This is a genomic window from Stappia sp. BW2 (assembly GCF_008107695.1).
Classification (GTDB): Bacteria; Pseudomonadota; Alphaproteobacteria; order Rhizobiales; family Stappiaceae; genus Roseibium.
Genome location: NZ_VIRG01000070.1, coordinates 1 through 15,559 on the forward strand (window position 1 = coordinate 1; position 15,559 = coordinate 15,559).

At 58.2% G+C, this 15,559-nt stretch carries 11 protein-coding genes and 1 tRNA gene; 6 read left to right on the forward strand and 6 right to left on the reverse strand.

Annotated features, from left to right (window positions below; translation table 11 throughout):
• Positions 1-147: 147 nt before the first annotated feature.
• Positions 148-1,176, reverse strand: coding sequence for a UDP-glucose 4-epimerase GalE (galE, locus tag FMN63_RS18890; RefSeq protein ID WP_148585737.1), 1,029 nt, complete (start codon positions 1,174-1,176; stop codon positions 148-150).
• Positions 1,177-1,698: 522 nt separating this feature from the next.
• Here galE and FMN63_RS18895 point away from each other — a divergent pair.
• Positions 1,699-2,190 (forward strand): ABZJ_00895 family protein, encoded by a 492-nt coding sequence (locus FMN63_RS18895; RefSeq protein WP_148585738.1) that lies wholly within the window; start codon positions 1,699-1,701, stop codon positions 2,188-2,190.
• Between the two features lie 146 nt (positions 2,191-2,336).
• On the opposite strand, the gene FMN63_RS18900 is transcribed toward FMN63_RS18895, so the two are convergent.
• The gene (locus FMN63_RS18900; protein ID WP_148587249.1) at positions 2,337-2,570 is read right to left on the reverse strand and encodes a hypothetical protein; all 234 of its coding nucleotides are present in this window, start codon (positions 2,568-2,570) and stop codon (positions 2,337-2,339) included.
• A gap of 749 nt (positions 2,571-3,319) precedes the next feature.
• Here FMN63_RS18900 and FMN63_RS18905 point away from each other — a divergent pair.
• Complete coding sequence (locus tag FMN63_RS18905; RefSeq protein ID WP_148585739.1) at positions 3,320-4,345, forward strand: heme-binding protein; 1,026 nt, start codon at positions 3,320-3,322, stop codon at positions 4,343-4,345.
• Positions 4,346-4,594: 249 nt separating this feature from the next.
• Here the strand turns inward: FMN63_RS18905 and FMN63_RS18910 are convergent, their stop codons facing one another.
• Both FMN63_RS18910 and FMN63_RS18915 read right to left on the reverse strand, forming a co-directional pair.
• Positions 4,595-7,105: a CoA transferase gene (locus FMN63_RS18910; protein WP_148585740.1), complete on the reverse strand. Its 2,511-nt coding sequence runs from the start codon at positions 7,103-7,105 to the stop codon at positions 4,595-4,597.
• A gap of 39 nt (positions 7,106-7,144) precedes the next feature.
• Positions 7,145-8,800 carry a GMC family oxidoreductase gene (locus FMN63_RS18915; protein ID WP_209001347.1) on the reverse strand — a complete coding sequence of 552 codons (1,656 nt, stop codon included), beginning with the start codon at positions 8,798-8,800 and terminating at the stop codon, positions 7,145-7,147.
• Between the two features lie 71 nt (positions 8,801-8,871).
• Between FMN63_RS18915 and FMN63_RS18920 the strand changes: the two genes are divergently transcribed.
• Entirely contained in the window at positions 8,872-9,816 is a 945-nt protein-coding gene (locus FMN63_RS18920; RefSeq protein ID WP_286192703.1) for a LysR family transcriptional regulator, read from the forward strand.
• 341 nt (positions 9,817-10,157) lie between these two features.
• Positions 10,158-10,454 carry a hypothetical protein gene (locus FMN63_RS18925; protein WP_148585742.1) on the forward strand — a complete coding sequence of 99 codons (297 nt, stop codon included), beginning with the start codon at positions 10,158-10,160 and terminating at the stop codon, positions 10,452-10,454.
• A gap of 210 nt (positions 10,455-10,664) precedes the next feature.
• Here the strand turns inward: FMN63_RS18925 and FMN63_RS18930 are convergent.
• Positions 10,665-10,741: transfer RNA gene (locus FMN63_RS18930), tRNA-Met, on the reverse strand.
• A gap of 114 nt (positions 10,742-10,855) precedes the next feature.
• The gene (gene mnmA / locus FMN63_RS18935) at positions 10,856-12,034 is read right to left on the reverse strand and encodes a tRNA 2-thiouridine(34) synthase MnmA (RefSeq protein WP_148585743.1); all 1,179 of its coding nucleotides are present in this window, start codon (positions 12,032-12,034) and stop codon (positions 10,856-10,858) included.
• Positions 12,035-12,343: 309 nt separating this feature from the next.
• Here mnmA and FMN63_RS18940 point away from each other — a divergent pair, with 309 nt between their 5' ends.
• Together FMN63_RS18940 and FMN63_RS18945 are read left to right on the forward strand one after the other, a co-directional pair.
• On the forward strand, positions 12,344-14,608 hold the full coding sequence (locus FMN63_RS18940) for a flagellar hook-length control protein FliK (protein WP_148585744.1): 2,265 nt from the start codon (positions 12,344-12,346) through the stop codon (positions 14,606-14,608).
• Between the two features lie 30 nt (positions 14,609-14,638).
• On the forward strand, positions 14,639-15,298 hold the full coding sequence (locus FMN63_RS18945; RefSeq protein ID WP_148585745.1) for a flagellar hook assembly protein FlgD: 660 nt from the start codon (positions 14,639-14,641) through the stop codon (positions 15,296-15,298).
• The last annotated feature ends 261 nt before the right edge of the window (positions 15,299-15,559 follow it).

The following is a 15,559-nucleotide window of genomic DNA, read 5'->3' on the forward strand; positions in this document are numbered from 1 at the left end:
CCCGACGACGGCGAGGTCTTCGATGCTTCCTGTCTTCTTTGCACACATGGCTGCTTCTCCTTGTTGCGCGGTTGATCCCGGATAAGGATAACCCAACGGTGGGGAAGCAGCCGACACATCCCATTACTTGTAATGCTTCAACCTCGCTCAGGCGACGGTTTCGTAGCCGCGCGGGTTCTTGCAGACCCAGTTCCAGGTGTCGCGGCACATGTCCTCAAGGCCGCGCTCTGCTTTCCAGTTCAGCAGCTTTTCCGCAAATTCCGTATTGGCGAAACACTGCGCCACATCGCCTTCCCGGCGGGGAGCGATGGAGTAGCGGATCTCTCTGTTGGAGGCCCGCTCGAACGCCTTGACCATCTCCAGCACGCTATAGCCGTTGCCGGTGCCAAGGTTGACCGCAAAACAATTCGACGGGGCGGAGCCAGCCTCGAGCACTTCATGCGCCTTGAGGTGTCCTTCGACCAGATCGATCACGTGGATATAGTCGCGAATACCTGTTCCGTCCGGCGTGTCATAATCGTTGCCGAAGACGGAAAGCTCTTCCCGGCGGCCGTCGGCGACCTGGGTGATGAAGGGCATGAGATTGTTCGGGATGCCTTGCGGATCTTCCCCCACAAGCCCGCTTTCGTGCGCGCCAACCGGATTGAAATAGCGCAGGATGCCGAAGCGCCAGGAGGGATCGCTGGCGGCGACGTCGCGCAGCATTTCCTCGATCATCAGTTTGGTGCGGCCGTACGGGTTGACGGCTGCGGTCGGATGATCCTCGGTGAGTGGCAGGAATTGCGGGTCGCCATAGACGGTGGCCGAGGACGAGAAGATCATCTGCTTCACGCCGCAATTGGCCATGGCCGAAAGCAGGCGGTGAGTTCCCACCACGTTGTTGTCGTAATAGGCGAGGGGGATCCTGGTGGATTCGCCGACCGCTTTCAGCCCGGCAAAATGCACGACCGCCGTACAGCTGTACTGCCGGAGGATCTCCTCCAGCCGCGCCTGATCCCGGATATCGGCTGTTTCAAGCGATACCTTTGCACCGGTGATGGCCGCTACCCGTTCAAGACTGACCTGGCTCGCGTTGGACATATTGTCCACCACAACAATGTCGTGCCCGGCCTGCAGAAAAGCCACGCAGCAATGCGAGCCGATATAACCGGCGCCGCCGGTAATGAGTACAGTCATCCAAACCTCTTTTGGCTTCGACGGTGAAGGCGGAAAGGAAATACAGCCCTGAATATCAGATGATTATTGTTCTTTGATTGCAGTCAGTCATCCGTATTTGTTGGGCTGAAATAAGGCCTCAAGATCGAGGCAAAATGAACATATTTTAAAGGCGTTTTGTAAAGTTTATTGGCGGTTTGATCTGAAGGCTGCTGGCGGTTGGCGTCGGTTTTGTTGCCCACCATTTTAAAGCAAACCTGCCAAGATGGGTGCATCGCCTTTTGATGCGGTTTTCTTTTCGAATGTACCTCTGGTCGAATGGCCGGAAAGCCAGGGGGATCTGAGAAAAATATACGTTGTTCAACGCGCGCTGAGGCCGTTGAAAAGACTGGAGAAAGTGCAGGAGGGGCACAGTTTCTCGTCAATTGAAGTGGTTCTGAAAATTTCAACTTAAGATTTAAGGTCTACAGCAGACGGCTATCGCCGGAATTTCCGCCAAGGGGATGTCGGGCAGGTTTGCTTTTGTTTTTCGCTGGCGAAAACATGTTTCAGGTTCTGGGGGCTGTTGTGCAAAGAAGTGTTGGACTGGTCAGATTTGCGTTCGTTTTTAGCGGTCTGTTGATCGCTCTGGCGATCTTCAGTGTTGTTCTGGAAATTCTTACCGGAATTAGCATTACCGGCTCGGTGAACGAGATAGGCGCAGTGGTGGGCGCCGCTTTGGATGCGGGGCGCCAGTTTTACAAGAGATACAAAGTCATCCCCGAAAGCGGTTTTGCCTGGCGTGCGTCGTTTCAGATGACACTCGTTGAATTGGCTATTTCCGTTGTTCTCGCGGGCCTTTACATTTGGTTTCTTGTTTCACAAGGCGTGGTCGGAAACAATCTCTCCTCGCTGATGTTCTTTATCGTGCCGTTGTTGATCTTCGTGTTTGCGATTTCCTGGGTTGCGAAACGGTACATGTTCACGAGCGGTGCGCGACATGCCGAGAGAGCCCATCTGAAAAGCCAGAAACTGAGCAGTACCGTTTTCGAATGAGTTAGGTGCTCTTCGTGGCATCGACGCCGGCACTCCCACCAACTTATCAAAATGAAGGCGGCAGTGCCGGTGGAGAGGACACGGTCGGACGACGGAACGTCCAAACGGGGATCGGCGGACAGTTGGCCGATGATGGCAGCCTCGCGTTATGAAGACGCGAAGGTGACCTTCACGCCGCGCTGGCGAAAATAGGCCTGCATGAGCTTGCGTCCGGACCGGTTGTTCTGGACGAGCTTGGTCGGATCGATGACGGCTTCTTTCTGGCCTTCGCGTTTCAACGCTTCCTTGAGAGCTGCGATGTGCAGGTCAATGTCTTCGTTGTCAGCCTGAAGGGATTCGTAAACGCGGTTCGTCGCATCCGCTACGGTCAGTTCGCTCAATGGTGCATTCCTGTTGTTGCCTTGCTGGCGCTTACCACACTTTGACACCCGATCGAAAGAGAGTTCATCAAACCGGAAGGGGTGGTGGTCGCAGGAAGCGCGTTCAAACACGCCGGTTTCCAGGCCGCACCAGCAGGCGACCTGGTTTTCCGTGTAACATGTCGTTTCTCCCTGGTAATCGACGACGAGACCCTGAATGACGCCCGTGCCTCTTTCCGTTTCGTTGAGCATTACAAACGCGTTAAATCGTACGTGAGTGTGCCGATCTGTTTTACGCGGACGGAGGTGGGTGAGCTCGTAAGCTTTCATTTATGTTTTTCTTGATTTCTGCCAATTATTAAAATGATTATCTATATATTATTTCTGTATTTCTTTATATTTCATATTCTTAAAAATTATTTGATTAATTTAAGGCATGGTTGTGTGTATATATATTATATAATACATATTTTTCGAGCATGAATGTTTACGTTTTCACCAAGATTCAACTTTTTGTGGAGTATAGGGTTGAAATAACGTTACGTAATTTCTTGCCTCGAAAGCCATGTTGTGGTTGACGGTAAAAGCAATCTATGAAAGAGTTCCTTTGCGTTAGGTTGTGTGTATTTTTTGATCAGAGTTGCTCTTTTCTCAATTTTTTGGAGAATTGCGCGCTATTAATTCGGGTTTTAATGCTCTGATTTTGGAAAAATCTGACTTTACGTAAGCATTTGAATGTCTTTTCTCTCGTTTATTCACGGGGAGTTGTTATGCCCATCCAAACTGATTTCAAATACGAACAGAAACATTCCGGCTCGGCTACAGTGCAAGAAACCCTGTCCGAGGCGGTTTCCCAGGAAGACTTCCTGGGTCTTTTGCGCGACCTCTGCGGCACCACACCGGAAGGCAACGCCCAACGAACCTGGAAAGGGCCGGGCTTCAATATGATCTGGCGGCCGAACAATCCCTCGGTGACGCCAGATTTCGGCGACCAGCCGCATTTTCTGCAGTTGAACATGACAGAGGAAACGCTGTCCTTCACCGATATCAGTGGCCCGACCGGGATCGCCAACAGGGCTCTTCTGCAAAAGGACATCTTCCTTGGCGGCGTGGCTTACCTGCAGACGATCAACGACAGCTTTGACAACTCGGGTCAGCATTTTGAGCCGGGGGTATTCAACAACGTACCTGCAACGCAGGATCCCAGCGAGCCGCCCACGATAGTTCGCATGGGATCTATTCCACACGGCACGACGATCAACATGCAGGGCCAGGCCTTCACGGCGCCGCAGCCAAGGATTGATCCGTCTTCGATCGTACCGTTCAAAATCGGCAGCGTCGACGACGGGGCCACCGACCTCGTTCAGTTTCCCGAGCAGGATCTGTCGATATCATTGAATTCGCGAACCGATCTCGCGCGCGTCGCCGGGCTGGACCAGGATCACCTGAACAATCCCAACTTGTTCCTGACCGATGTGCTGAAGGACCAAACCATCACAGAGACCGTGGTATTGGTGCTTTCGACGGACTCAACGGCTCCGGGGGCAGTTCCTGACGTCGGAGGCGGCGCCTCCAACATCGCCTTCCTCGTTGGCAAACAGCCACCGAACGGCGGCGGGCCCAACGCCGACATGCCCAAGGCCACATCCATCTTCTGGATCGAGAAGGGGACGGACAAGTACGGCAAGCCGCTGTTGCAGCTTCAGTACACCCAGCGCGTGATCCTGGACTTCAACGGGCTCAGCTGGCCGCATGTCACTGTGGCGACGCTGCGCCTGGTCGAAGACACCTATTGATCTCAACGGATCGACTGCGATGGCCGGGGCAGTGTGCGGATGTGCTGATGTGATCGACGTATAGTTTGCACGCGACCCGGCCAAACAGCAGTGACTATAAAGCCGCAGAATCTGGAAGAGACATTGCATAGATGGTCGCGGAGGAGGGGTGTGCCCCTCCGACACGCGACATTGCTTCCCGGTCGAAGTGTTGCCGGTGCAAGCCCGGCGTGGGGTGCCGCAGGCGGCGAAGCGCCGCCTGCTGCTATGTCAGCTCGGCAGATATTCCTCACTCCAGGACTCACTTAGTGCGCCTGAGGTCAGCATTTTTTCAACCGCACGATCGGCATAGCCGAGTTCGGCCAGAATGGTGCGGGTGGACGCGCCGAATTTTTCGGAGGGAGACACCGCGTAGACCTTCCCGCGAGTTGCCCGCACGGCGTAGGGGTCGAGCTGGATGACCTCATGACCCGAAGGGTGATCAGCGTAAACCGAGAAGGAATAGCTGCCATTGTCTGTTCCCGGCGTATCATCCGCTTCCCGGGAGTGTCTCGCTCTAAGCGCATCGATGTTTTCACAGATCGCCACACCGATATCCGCTTCCCGCAGTCGTGAGAGCCATTCCGAGGCGGGTTGGCTCTGGAACGCGGTGGCGAGATAGGCGGCGCGCTCATCGGGGTCAATATCGGGAAGCTCTTCAAGCCCTTCGACGTTACGGAAGCGCTGAAGGTCATTCTCATAGGCGCTCAGAAGTATGTGTCGGCCCGAGGCGGTGCTGTAAAAGCGGCTGAGATCGTCCCAGCCGATGGCGTCGGGTCCGGAAGGTTCGTCAAACAACCCGCGTCCCTTGTAGTCAAAGGCAAAGGGCAGTTGCAGCAGCCCGCTGTTGGCGGACAGCGAGGTGCGTCCCCGTCCAATCCGGCCATGGCGGTATTTCTGATAAAGGGCCGCTGCCACCGCCAGCGCGCCACCAAAACCGCACATGACGTCAATCGTGCCCACATGCGCGTGTTCCTCGGGCCTGTCCATGGCACCTCCGAAGCGCAGCATGATGCCTGTGGCGGCCTGCACGAGGTCGTCATAGCCGATATAGTCGGTTCGAACTCCGCGGCGTACGCCCGAGAAGCAGTCGAGCTTGCAGAAGATCGCATCCGGGTTGAGCTTGCGCAGGCTCTCCGTATCGAGGCCCATGCGCTTGATCTGGCTGTCCGGTGCGTTCCAGACGATGATATCGACTGATTTCACGAGATCTTCAAACACCTGCCGCCCGTAACGCGATTTCAGATCGGCAAGCATCGAGCGTTTGCCGCGCATCTGCGAAAGGCCATAGATCACCGTGTTCCAGCTATCGTATAGCGGCTGTGCGGGGTCGAGTTTGATGACCTCTGCGCCAAAGCGTGCGAGGTAGCAGGCCGAATGCGGTCCTGCGATCACGTTACAGAGGTCCAGCACGCGCACGCCGGTCAGCCATGCTTCCTGATCGTTCTCCTCGGACGGCTCTGGAATGTCGGTACGATGCTTCCGCAGGATCTTCAACGCCTCGTCGAATTCCACCCAGCGGCGCGGTTCTGGCGCCAGTGCTTCCTCGCCGCTTTCCTCCATCCAGACGATTGGGCCTGGTTGGGTCATTTCACCGTATTCCGGATCCCAGACGTCGATCATCAGGCCGGAGTGCTCTGCGTATTCGTCGTTGATCCATTCCTGAAGCCACAACTGCGGCCCTCCCGGGATGCCGGCACGTCCGAAAAGCTTGACCCATTCGCGTGCGGTGCGCGTCATGAAGACTTCCTTCATGCGCGCGGCGATGTGGTCGGCCCAGTCCTTGGGCATGGGGTAGACGCCCAGCGAAACCGGCGAGGACCATTCGGCCCAGGGTTTGTAGGTGTCGTCCTCCGAGGTCAGTCCCTCCTCGACCAGCTTCTCGTAGATGCCCAGCACTTCAAGGCAGCGCTTCGCGTGATGTTTGTGGCTGGGGCAGACCACGTAGAACATGCGTCCGTCCTTGCACATGTAGCTGCGGAAGAACGGATCCAGAAGTTCCTGCAGGTCCTCGTAAGGAACGTTCATCTGCAGACCCTCGATGCGGCGTCGCTCGATCTCTTTTTCGCGCTGCGTAAGGTAGCGTTCGGGTATGTCAGCCACCTTGATGGAGTTGTAACACAACCCCTCCATCACCGCGGCGGCCAGAGGCACTTCTATCTGGTCGCCACGCCCTGTCACTTGCCGCGATTGCAGTGCCAGCACTGCAGCGGAGGCTGCGATCTGTGCAGCATAGGCTGAGGCCAGGGGCAGCGGAGAAAAGGACGGGTTTACACCCATCAGGACGCGGTTCAGCCCCATATCCGTAAACACACCGGAGCTCGCCGCAACAACAGTTTCAAACGCGCGTTGTTCGCGACGTTCGAGATCGTTCGAGGCAAAGCCGGGGATCGACAAGGTAATGAGTTCGGGGCGCTCCTTGCGCATCTCCGCAAAGTCGAGTCCCAGCGCAGCGAGTTTCCCCGGCCGGAAGTTCTCGATCACGATGTCGGCTTCGGAACATAGGGCCCGGGCTTTTTCCAGCCCGTCTTCCGTTTTCAAATCAAGGTTCACAATGACCTTGTTCCGGTTCAGGGCTGCATTTGCCGGGCTGTCCCACATGGGGCCTGCAAGCGGGTCTATCTTGACCACCGTGGCACCCAGATCACCAAGCAGCATTCCCACTGCAGGGCCAGCGATATATTGGCCGAAATCGACGATCTTTACGCCGGTCAGTGGAAGCTGGGAAAAGGTCTTGCGCATTGTTCCTCCGCAATTCTTGCCTTTACAAGGCTCTTTTTATCACTGTCCTGCGAGTATCCATTGGGCGGCTTTTTCGGCGATCATGAGCGTGGGCGAATTGGTGTTGCCGCTCGTGATTTCCGGCATGACAGAGGCATCGACCACGCGCAGTCCCGCAATCCCCTTGACCCGCAGATGCGGGTCGAGCGGGGCCGCGGCATCGTCCTTGCGGCCCATGCGGACAGTGCCGACAGGATGGAAGATCGTGTTGGCGATATCCCCTGCCAGCTTGGCCAGCTCGTCGTCGGTTTGATACTCGGCACCGGGCTTGAATTCCACGGGTGCATAAGCTTCCATCGCTGGCTGCTTCATGATCGTGCGAACCTGCCGCAGGCTGTCGGCAGCGACCTTGCGGTCTTCGTCCGTGTCGAGATAATTGGGCGTAATCCTCGGCGCATCGCGGAAGCTGTCCGAGCTGATCTTCACATGGCCACGGCTGGTCGGGTTCAGGTTGCAGACCGAGACCGTGATTGCCGGGAAGGGGTGCAGAGGTTCACCGAATGAATCCAGGCTGAGTGGCTGGACATGGTATTCCAGGTTCGCGTGGGGGCGCTGTGGATCCGACCGGGTGAAGGCGCCCAACTGGCTGGGGGCCATGCTCATCGGACCGGAGCGCTTGAACGCATACTCCATGCCGATCTTCGCCTTGCCCAAAAGGGTCGAAGCCAGGGCGTTGAGCGTCTTCGTGCCCTTGACCTTGAACACGGCACGGATCTGAAGATGATCTTGCAGGTTCTCACCGACCTGGGGCGCATCCAAGACCACTTCGATACCGTGTTCGCGCAGTAGCTCCGCGGAGCCCACGCCGGACAGCTGCAGGATCTGCGGCGAGTTAACGGCTCCTGCCGACAGCACGACTTCCTTCGTTGCGGAAAGTCTCCGGGACTCGCCGGCCCGGTTCACGATTGCGCCCGCACAACGCAGGCCACCGTCGGCATCACGCTCGAACGTCAGTCGCTCGACGTGCGCTTCGGTCCAGATGGTCAGGTTGGGGCGTTTTTTGGCCGGGCGCAGGAAGGCCTTCGATGTGTTCCAGCGCCAGCCCGCGCGCTGATTGACGTCGAAATAGCCAACCCCGGCATTGTCGCCTGAATTGAAATCTTCGGTCTTGTCGACGCCAATTTGAGTTGCCGCGTCGGCGAAGCTGTCCAGTACATCCCAACGCAGACGCTGTTTTTCCACCCGCCATTCGCCGCCATGTCCGTGAATGTCGGAAAATCGGCTGTTGTCACCGGTGCGCACGTCGCCGTCATCGAGCCTGTAGTGATCTTCGTGCTTCTTGAAATCCGGAAGCGCGTTTTCCCACGCCCAGGCATCTTCGCCGGTGATCCGGGCCCAATTGTCATAGTCGCGGGCCTGACCGCGCATGTAGATCATGCCGTTGATCGAGGAACAGCCGCCCAGCGTCTTGCCGCGCGGATACCGCAAGGCGCGTCCGTTCAATCCTTTGTCAGGTTCGGTGTTGTAGAGCCAGTCGGCGCGCGGATTGCCGATGCAGTAGAGGTAGCCCACTGGAATGTGGATCCACGGGTAATTGTCGCGCTTGCCGGCTTCGAGCAGGAGAACATTGTTGGATGGATCGGCGCTCAGCCGGTTGGCCAGCAGGCAGCCGGCGGTACCAGCCCCCACGACGATATAATCGAACGTCATGTCGATCGACATGGTTCCCTCCCTGAACTGCACTGTTTTGGGCTTTAACGGGGCACCTTGCACAAATCCAATGACAATTGGCACCAAGTGATATTAGAGATTTTTATATGAAGCTCTTTTCAAACATCAGCGGACTGCTGGCCTTCACCACTGTCGCCCGCGAAGGCAGCGTCTCTCGCGCCGCCGAGGTTTTGAACCTGACCCAACCCGCCGTCAGTCATCAGCTTAAACGGCTGGCGGAGGAAACAGGGACAACGCTGTTCAGGCGCACTTCCAGGGGGCTGGAATTGAGCAATAGCGGTGCGGAGCTCCTGGCCAAGGCGGAGCAGGTGCTCGAGGCCCTGGCAGAGTTTCGTCGTAGCGCGCAGCAAGGCAAAGGCAGTGTCAGTGGCACGTTACGCATTGGGACCATCGTGGACCCTGAATTCATCCGGCTTGGTCCGCTGCTGCGGCGTCTGCGTGCCGATTATCCCGGCATAACAACTGAGCTAACCCATGGGGTGAGCGGTGAGGTTCTGGCGAGGCTGATGCGAGGCAGCATCGATGCGGGGTTTTATCTGAGCAATCCGGACAAGCCGGTGCTTCAGCAGAACGAGGAAAAGCTCCACACCGTGCGGCTTGCCGACTTCGCTTATCGCGTCATCGCCCCTCCGGGCTGGCAGGCTCAGGTCGAGACCGCGGGCTGGGAGGCCTTGGCGGAGCTGCCCTGGATCGGCACGCCGCCCGCATCGGCACATTACCGTTTGCTGGACGAGATATTCACCAGACATAACTGCCGTCAGAACATTGTTGCCTTGGTTGATCAGGAGGCGTCGATGCTGGAAATGGTGCGGGCAGGCGTTGGCCTCAGCCTTTGCCGCGAGTCCATCGCCCTGCACCAGCGCCAGGCCTTCGGCATAGCGGTGGGGAAGGCGGTATCCGTTCCTGCCTGCCTTGGCTTTGCAACAATGAACCGGCATTTGGGTCGGGACACGATTGCGGCGCTTCTGGACTCTCTTCAGGAAATTTGGATTGGCAAGTGAGAAGCAAGGTCCGCTCGGTGGTTGCCATGCGTGAAGAAGCACATCGACAAACTGAAATTGCGCAGAAGAAACTTTAAGGAACGAGCTAAACGCCCTCCGCCAACCCCAGGGCAACTCCACGATGACCTTCGTCGAACAGGATTGAATTGAGTGGTGTTAGATCAAGTTGAATTTGGTAGCGGAACAGGGTCTCTATTCCCCAACACGCGGGTTAGGATTCCAACGTTGGTGCAATCGTAACAAGAATTCGGAGAAAGAAACGGATGCTCCACGAGGAATTCGGACTACCAATTCTACAGTTCGGCAGGTGTGTTGATCTGTGATTAATGGGCGCCTTTAAGATGAGGTATTTAACCGTAGACGGCATGAGTTCTGGAACGGGTGTCCGGGACACTCTGGATGGCGGGTTTGTTGATTTGGACAAAATCGGTGTTTCGGCCGGGTTAAAGAGAGATGTCCGCGTATGGCTTTTGGAATATGAAGCTGATTTCTTTGCTGGGTTTCGAAATTTGAAGACCCTGGCAGCCTTGGATGAGAAGGGTCTCCAAATCGCACAGCGTCTTTCCAAGGAAATACCAGGATCAAAAATTGAATATTATTCGGATGGAAAATCCGAAAAGATTTACTTCAAGCTATAGATCGATCCCATGCAGTGAAATTGATGCTGTAGTGAGCGCGATGGGGCTTGAAGTTCAAGTCCGGGATCGGGCGGGCAGCGAGTGTCTCTGCGCACCCAAATTGAAGAAAATCAGGATCGACTGCAGGAAAGACAACAATCGCAAATGCGGCAGCATTTTCTTCATTGAATAAAATGCTGCTAGGCGTGCGGTAGGTTTTATTGCGGAAGATGGTAGCGGAGGAGGGACTTGAACCCCCGACACGCGGATTATGATTCCGCTGCTCTAACCAGCTGAGCTACTCCGCCATCCAGTGCGAACCGGGCCTGGGAGGCCCTCGCGACGTGGGGTGCTTATAGTGAGGCGGCGGGCGGGCGTCAAGCGTTGAATTGGCGTCCGGCCGCAAAGATTTTTGTTTGGCTTCAGGCCGCGGAAACCGGGGCTTTGGCCTGTGGAAAATCGAGCGCCCAGTCGCCTGTGCGTTCGGTCTTGTGGATCCAGCCACCGCCCAGAACACGGGCGGTTTCGTCGTCCGTATCAAAGAAAACGCAGGCCTGGCCCGGGGCGACGCCGGTTTCGCCATTGGCGAGGTCCACGAAGCCCTTGCCGTTCAAAATGCGCAAGGTGGCTGGTGCCGGCGGGCGGGTGGAGCGAACCTTGGCGAACAGTTCGATCTCGTCGCCTTCGTCGAGCGGCTGGTCGCCGATCCAGTTCATTTCACGCAGCAGGATGGTGCGGGTCGCCAGTGCTTCGCGCGGGCCGACAACGACACGGCGCTCGTCCGGATCAAGGCGCACCACATAAAGCGGGTCGCCGGTGGCAACGCCAAGGCCGCGCCGCTGGCCGATGGTGTAATGGATAATGCCGTCATGAGTGCCCAGCACGCGCCCGTCCATATGGACGATCTCGCCCGGTTCGGCCGCATTGGGGCGCAGCTTGCGGATGACCTCGGCATAATCGCCGTTTGGCACGAAACAGATGTCCTGGCTGTCCGGCTTGTTGGCGACGGTCAGGCCGAATTCGGCCGCAAGTTCGCGCACCTTCGACTTGGGCATGCCGCCAAGCGGAAAGCGGATGAAGTCGAGCTGGTCCTGCGTGGTGGCGAACAGGAAGTAGCTCTGGTCTCGGTCGAGATCGGCCGGGCGGAACAGCGCGCGCTTGTTGCCCTGCTGGGCAGAGCGGACATAGTGCCCGGTTGCCAGCGCATCGGCGCCAAGATCCTTTGCGGTCTTCAGAAGGTCGGTGAACTTGACCGTCTGGTTGCAGGAAACGCAGGGGATCGGTGTTTCACCGGCAATGTAGCTGTCGGCGAAACGGTCCATGACCTGTTCCTTGAACCGGCTTTCGTAATCCAGCACGTAATGAGGAATGCCGATCGTTTCCGCCGCGCGGCGGGCATCGTGAATGTCGACACCCGCGCAACAGGACTTTGCCTTGCTGACGGCAGCGCCATGATCGTAAAGCTGCAGGGTGACCCCGATGACGTCGTAGCCTTCGGCCTTCATCAGGGCGGCCACGACAGAGCTGTCGACGCCGCCTGACATGGCGACGACAACGCGAGTGTCTTCCGGGCGGCCGGGCAGATCCAGACTGTTTCGCATCCAGTGTACTTCCAGAAGTTTTCGGCCGATCGCGCAGGCAGGGCGGTTGTCCGTCCCGTGCCATCCGCGCCCCGTCGGGCGGGCGGCGATCAAGTGCCCTATTCAAAGTTGGCGGCACTATACAGATAAGGTGTGCTGCTGCCAATTGCTTCCCCCGCATGGCAGGCACGCTTTGCCTGACCGGCAAAGCTTGCCGCCTGAAGACTGGGCTAGGGGAGGGCCTAAGCTGGAGAAAAGCGAATAAAATCAATGGGTCTGTCCGCTTATCTGACTTGGCCCGATGCTTGCTTCCTGTCCCGGTGACGTAATGTGCCCGCCGCTGCGGGCCTGGAGCTGGGGGCAAACGTGCTGCCATTTGGATTGACAACGGATGTTTCTGCCGGGGCGCTGGCAGCAGGTGCGGGCAGCGCACTTGCTGGCGGACAGGCGTCTGCCGGTTCTGCTGCTGCCTCCTCTCTTGAGGGGAAGGCAAACGGATTTGCCGACGAGTTGAACTCGATTGCCGGGCAGGGCAAAGGGCAAGCAAAGACGCAGGCAAGCGCGGCCGTCACCGGCAAAGGTGGCCGGACAGCCGATCCGCTTATGCCTGGCGTGGTTGCCACGCAGATCCAGGCCAATATGGCCACCGGCGAACTTGCTCCCGCCGGTGCAGTGGACCCGGCAGTGCCTGCGGCCGATCCGGTTGTCTCTGGTACTATCAGCGCCGCAGCACCGGTTCCCGGTGCGGGACTGGCAGACACAGTCGGAGAAGATCAGCTCCCATCAGAGGGGGAGGACACGGCTCAGTCTGACGACGTTACCCTTGTTGCAGATCTTGCCCCGGCCGCACCCGTTGTGCAGCCGGTGCCGCAAGTGGCAGGTGACAGTGCTGCCATTGCTCCCGAGGCTACCCGCGCCGGTGTCTCGGTTGAAGGCGGTTCTGGGGCTGGTCTAGCTGGTGCAGCTGCAGGTGGACCAGGAACAGGTGTGGCAGGTGCAGGGATTGCTGGTGCACCGGCTCCCGGCGCAACGCCGTCCGGGTCAGCGCCGCTTTCGGCCAATGGGCCTGTAGCGCCTCTGGATAATCCGGCAAGTGGTCCTGCGCTTGTGCCTGCATCGGGTGCAGGGGAAAAGGCGCATGCCAATGCCAATGCTAATGCTAATGCCGGGCCCGCTTCAGCGGCCGCGCAGCCAAACCAGGCAGGCGCCTCGGCGGATGCACAGACAAGTGTCCCGCAGCCTGCAACACCCGAGCGGCCGGTTTCCAACCCGGGTGCGGAGCTTCAGTCTGCTGTTTCACGGCCAGTGCCCGTAACGACAGAGCGCCGCTGGCAAAGCGAGCTGCCTAAGGAATTTCGAGCGCCGGTAACGCCTGCCGGTCAACCGCTTAATCCGAGGCCATCCGCAACACTGCCGGCCCAGGCCGCTGCGGAGGCTGTTGGAAATGTGGCGAGTCAGGCCGGGGGTGGGAATTTGGCCGGGACTGGTATTGGCGCTGGGACTGGAATTGGATCTGAGGCTCCCGGACTTCAGGTCGCGGCTGCGACGCCTGCGGGAACGAAAGCTGCGTCCACTTCGGCTGTTGCTCAGGCCGCGGCAACGCCTGAGAGCGCTGGGGCTGCTGCAATGCCAGCCGCGCCTGTCGTGGATGGGAAAGCGGCTCAGCCAACGGCGGTGACTGCCGAAACAGGTGAGGCGGCACCGAAGGCAGGCTCCGCCACAGGCACGGCCGCCGCTCAGGTTGCTGATGTCGTGAATGCTGGAGCTGCGCCCGTGCAGAAGCCTGTTCAGGCAACGGTGCAACCGGTGCTGACTGACCAGCCGACGGCCGGAGAGCCTGCCGCGGAAGACGGCGCTGGTCTGGTCAAACCTGCCGTTCAGGCTGAAACCGGCCCGCAAGCGGCTGGCACTGGCAACACTGCTGCTGCTGATCCTGCTGCCAGGGCGGTGGACCAGAAGGGACCGGAACCCCGCGGCGCCGCAATGGCTGCGGCTGTTCCGGCGGCGGCGCTTTCGAACATTGCCTTTGATGAGGCGGATCTGCCTGCTGACCTGCCGGAGACAAGCGTTTCCGGCGAAATGGGCACGGCAACGGTGCGCGGCGGCGATCTGGCCGGTGCCATGCGGACCGAAAGCCTGCAAGCGCCCAGCCATAGCCAGTCTGCCCATGTGGCCGGCCAGGTGGCGGCGGAGATTGCCCGTAATCTGAAGAACGGCCAGACCCGCTTCCAGATGCGTTTCGATCCGCCGGAGCTCGGCCGGGTCGAGGTTGAGATGAAGGTTTCTCACGACGGCAAGGTTCAGGCCCATTTGCGGGTCGACCGGCCGGAGACGCTGGACATGTTCCTGCGCGATCAGCGTGGCCTGGAGCGGGCACTTGAGGCGGCAGGGCTCAATCCGGATTCGGACAACCTGCAATTCTCCCTGAGGCAGGACGGGGGGCAGCAATTCGGTTCCCAGCAGGGCGAGGGAGACCATCAGCCGACCTCGAACGGTGGCGGAGGGGCGGTTTCTGCGGAAGCTGATCCGATGCATGAAGACATTGTCAGAATGACTATCGCCGAACAACGCGGCGGTCTGGACATGAAAGTTTAACGGGGCGGGTTGCCGCCTCAGGAGTGAAAAATGACAACGGTTTCTCCAGCTTCCTCGGCAGCGTCGCAGAGTTCCGCATCCACCAGCCAGGCCGGCCTGATAGCGGATTACGAGCTGTTCCTGAGCATCCTGACGACCCAGATCCAGAACCAGGACCCGCTGGACCCTCTGGATTCGGCTGAATACACCAGTCAGCTGGTGCAGTATTCGAACGTCGAACAGGCCATCAAGCAGAACCAGAACCTGGAAGAAATCATTGCGTCTCTGGCCACCAACCAGAGCATGGGCTACGTCAGCTATATCGGCAATGAAGTCACTGCCGACGCATCCACCACGACCCTGTCCGGCAGCAAGGCCAGCTGGAGCTACAGTCTTGAGGAAGCCGCGACAGGCAACTTCGAGATCCGCAACAGCGGTGGCTCCATCGTTTACAGCGGCGAAATCGAACTGGACGCCGGGGATGGCACCTTCTACTGGGGCGGGCAGACGGACTCCGGCCAGCAGGCTGTCGACGGGCTCTACACCATCTCCTTTGACATGAAGGACGCCTCCAGCCGACCGGAAACCGTCAAGACGACCGTCTCCGGTATTGTCGACAGTGTGGACTGGTCGAGCGGTGAAGCGGTGCTGAAGGTTGGTAGCCAGGAATTTCCGGTCAGTTCCGTGGTATCGGTCGCCCGTCCGTCCTGATCATCCCGTCAAACTAATTTTTTTGAAAACCGCTCCGGAGGTCTCCGGGGCGGTTTTCTGCGTTTTCTGCGTGTTTCTGAAGTGCTCTGCACGCCTCGGGACATTTGCCGGCGCATAAAATGCGCGGTTGAGGTGCTGCGGGGGGGGGCATGCAATTTCAAAGTTAATCGAATTGCCTCGCAAATTGCATGAGCAGGTAAATATGGTTAACGATTTCATATAATACTATTTAGAATTGGAGGTTTATACTTAGTCAAATCC

What these genes read in the sequence shown, in the direction of transcription:
- FMN63_RS18925 (WP_148585742.1), top strand. Translation starts at nt 10,158, where the DNA reads ATGAGGTATTTAACCGTAGACGGCATGAGTTCTGGAACGGGTGTCCGG.
- mnmA (WP_148585743.1), bottom strand. Translation starts at nt 12,034, where the DNA reads ATGCGAAACAGTCTGGATCTGCCCGGCCGCCCGGAAGACACTCGCGTT.
- FMN63_RS18895 (WP_148585738.1), top strand. Translation starts at nt 1,699, where the DNA reads ATGTTTCAGGTTCTGGGGGCTGTTGTGCAAAGAAGTGTTGGACTGGTC.
- FMN63_RS18910 (WP_148585740.1), bottom strand. Translation starts at nt 7,105, where the DNA reads ATGCGCAAGACCTTTTCCCAGCTTCCACTGACCGGCGTAAAGATCGTC.
- FMN63_RS18945 (WP_148585745.1), top strand. Translation starts at nt 14,639, where the DNA reads ATGACAACGGTTTCTCCAGCTTCCTCGGCAGCGTCGCAGAGTTCCGCA.
- FMN63_RS18905 (WP_148585739.1), top strand. Translation starts at nt 3,320, where the DNA reads ATGCCCATCCAAACTGATTTCAAATACGAACAGAAACATTCCGGCTCG.
- galE (WP_148585737.1), bottom strand. Translation starts at nt 1,176, where the DNA reads ATGACTGTACTCATTACCGGCGGCGCCGGTTATATCGGCTCGCATTGC.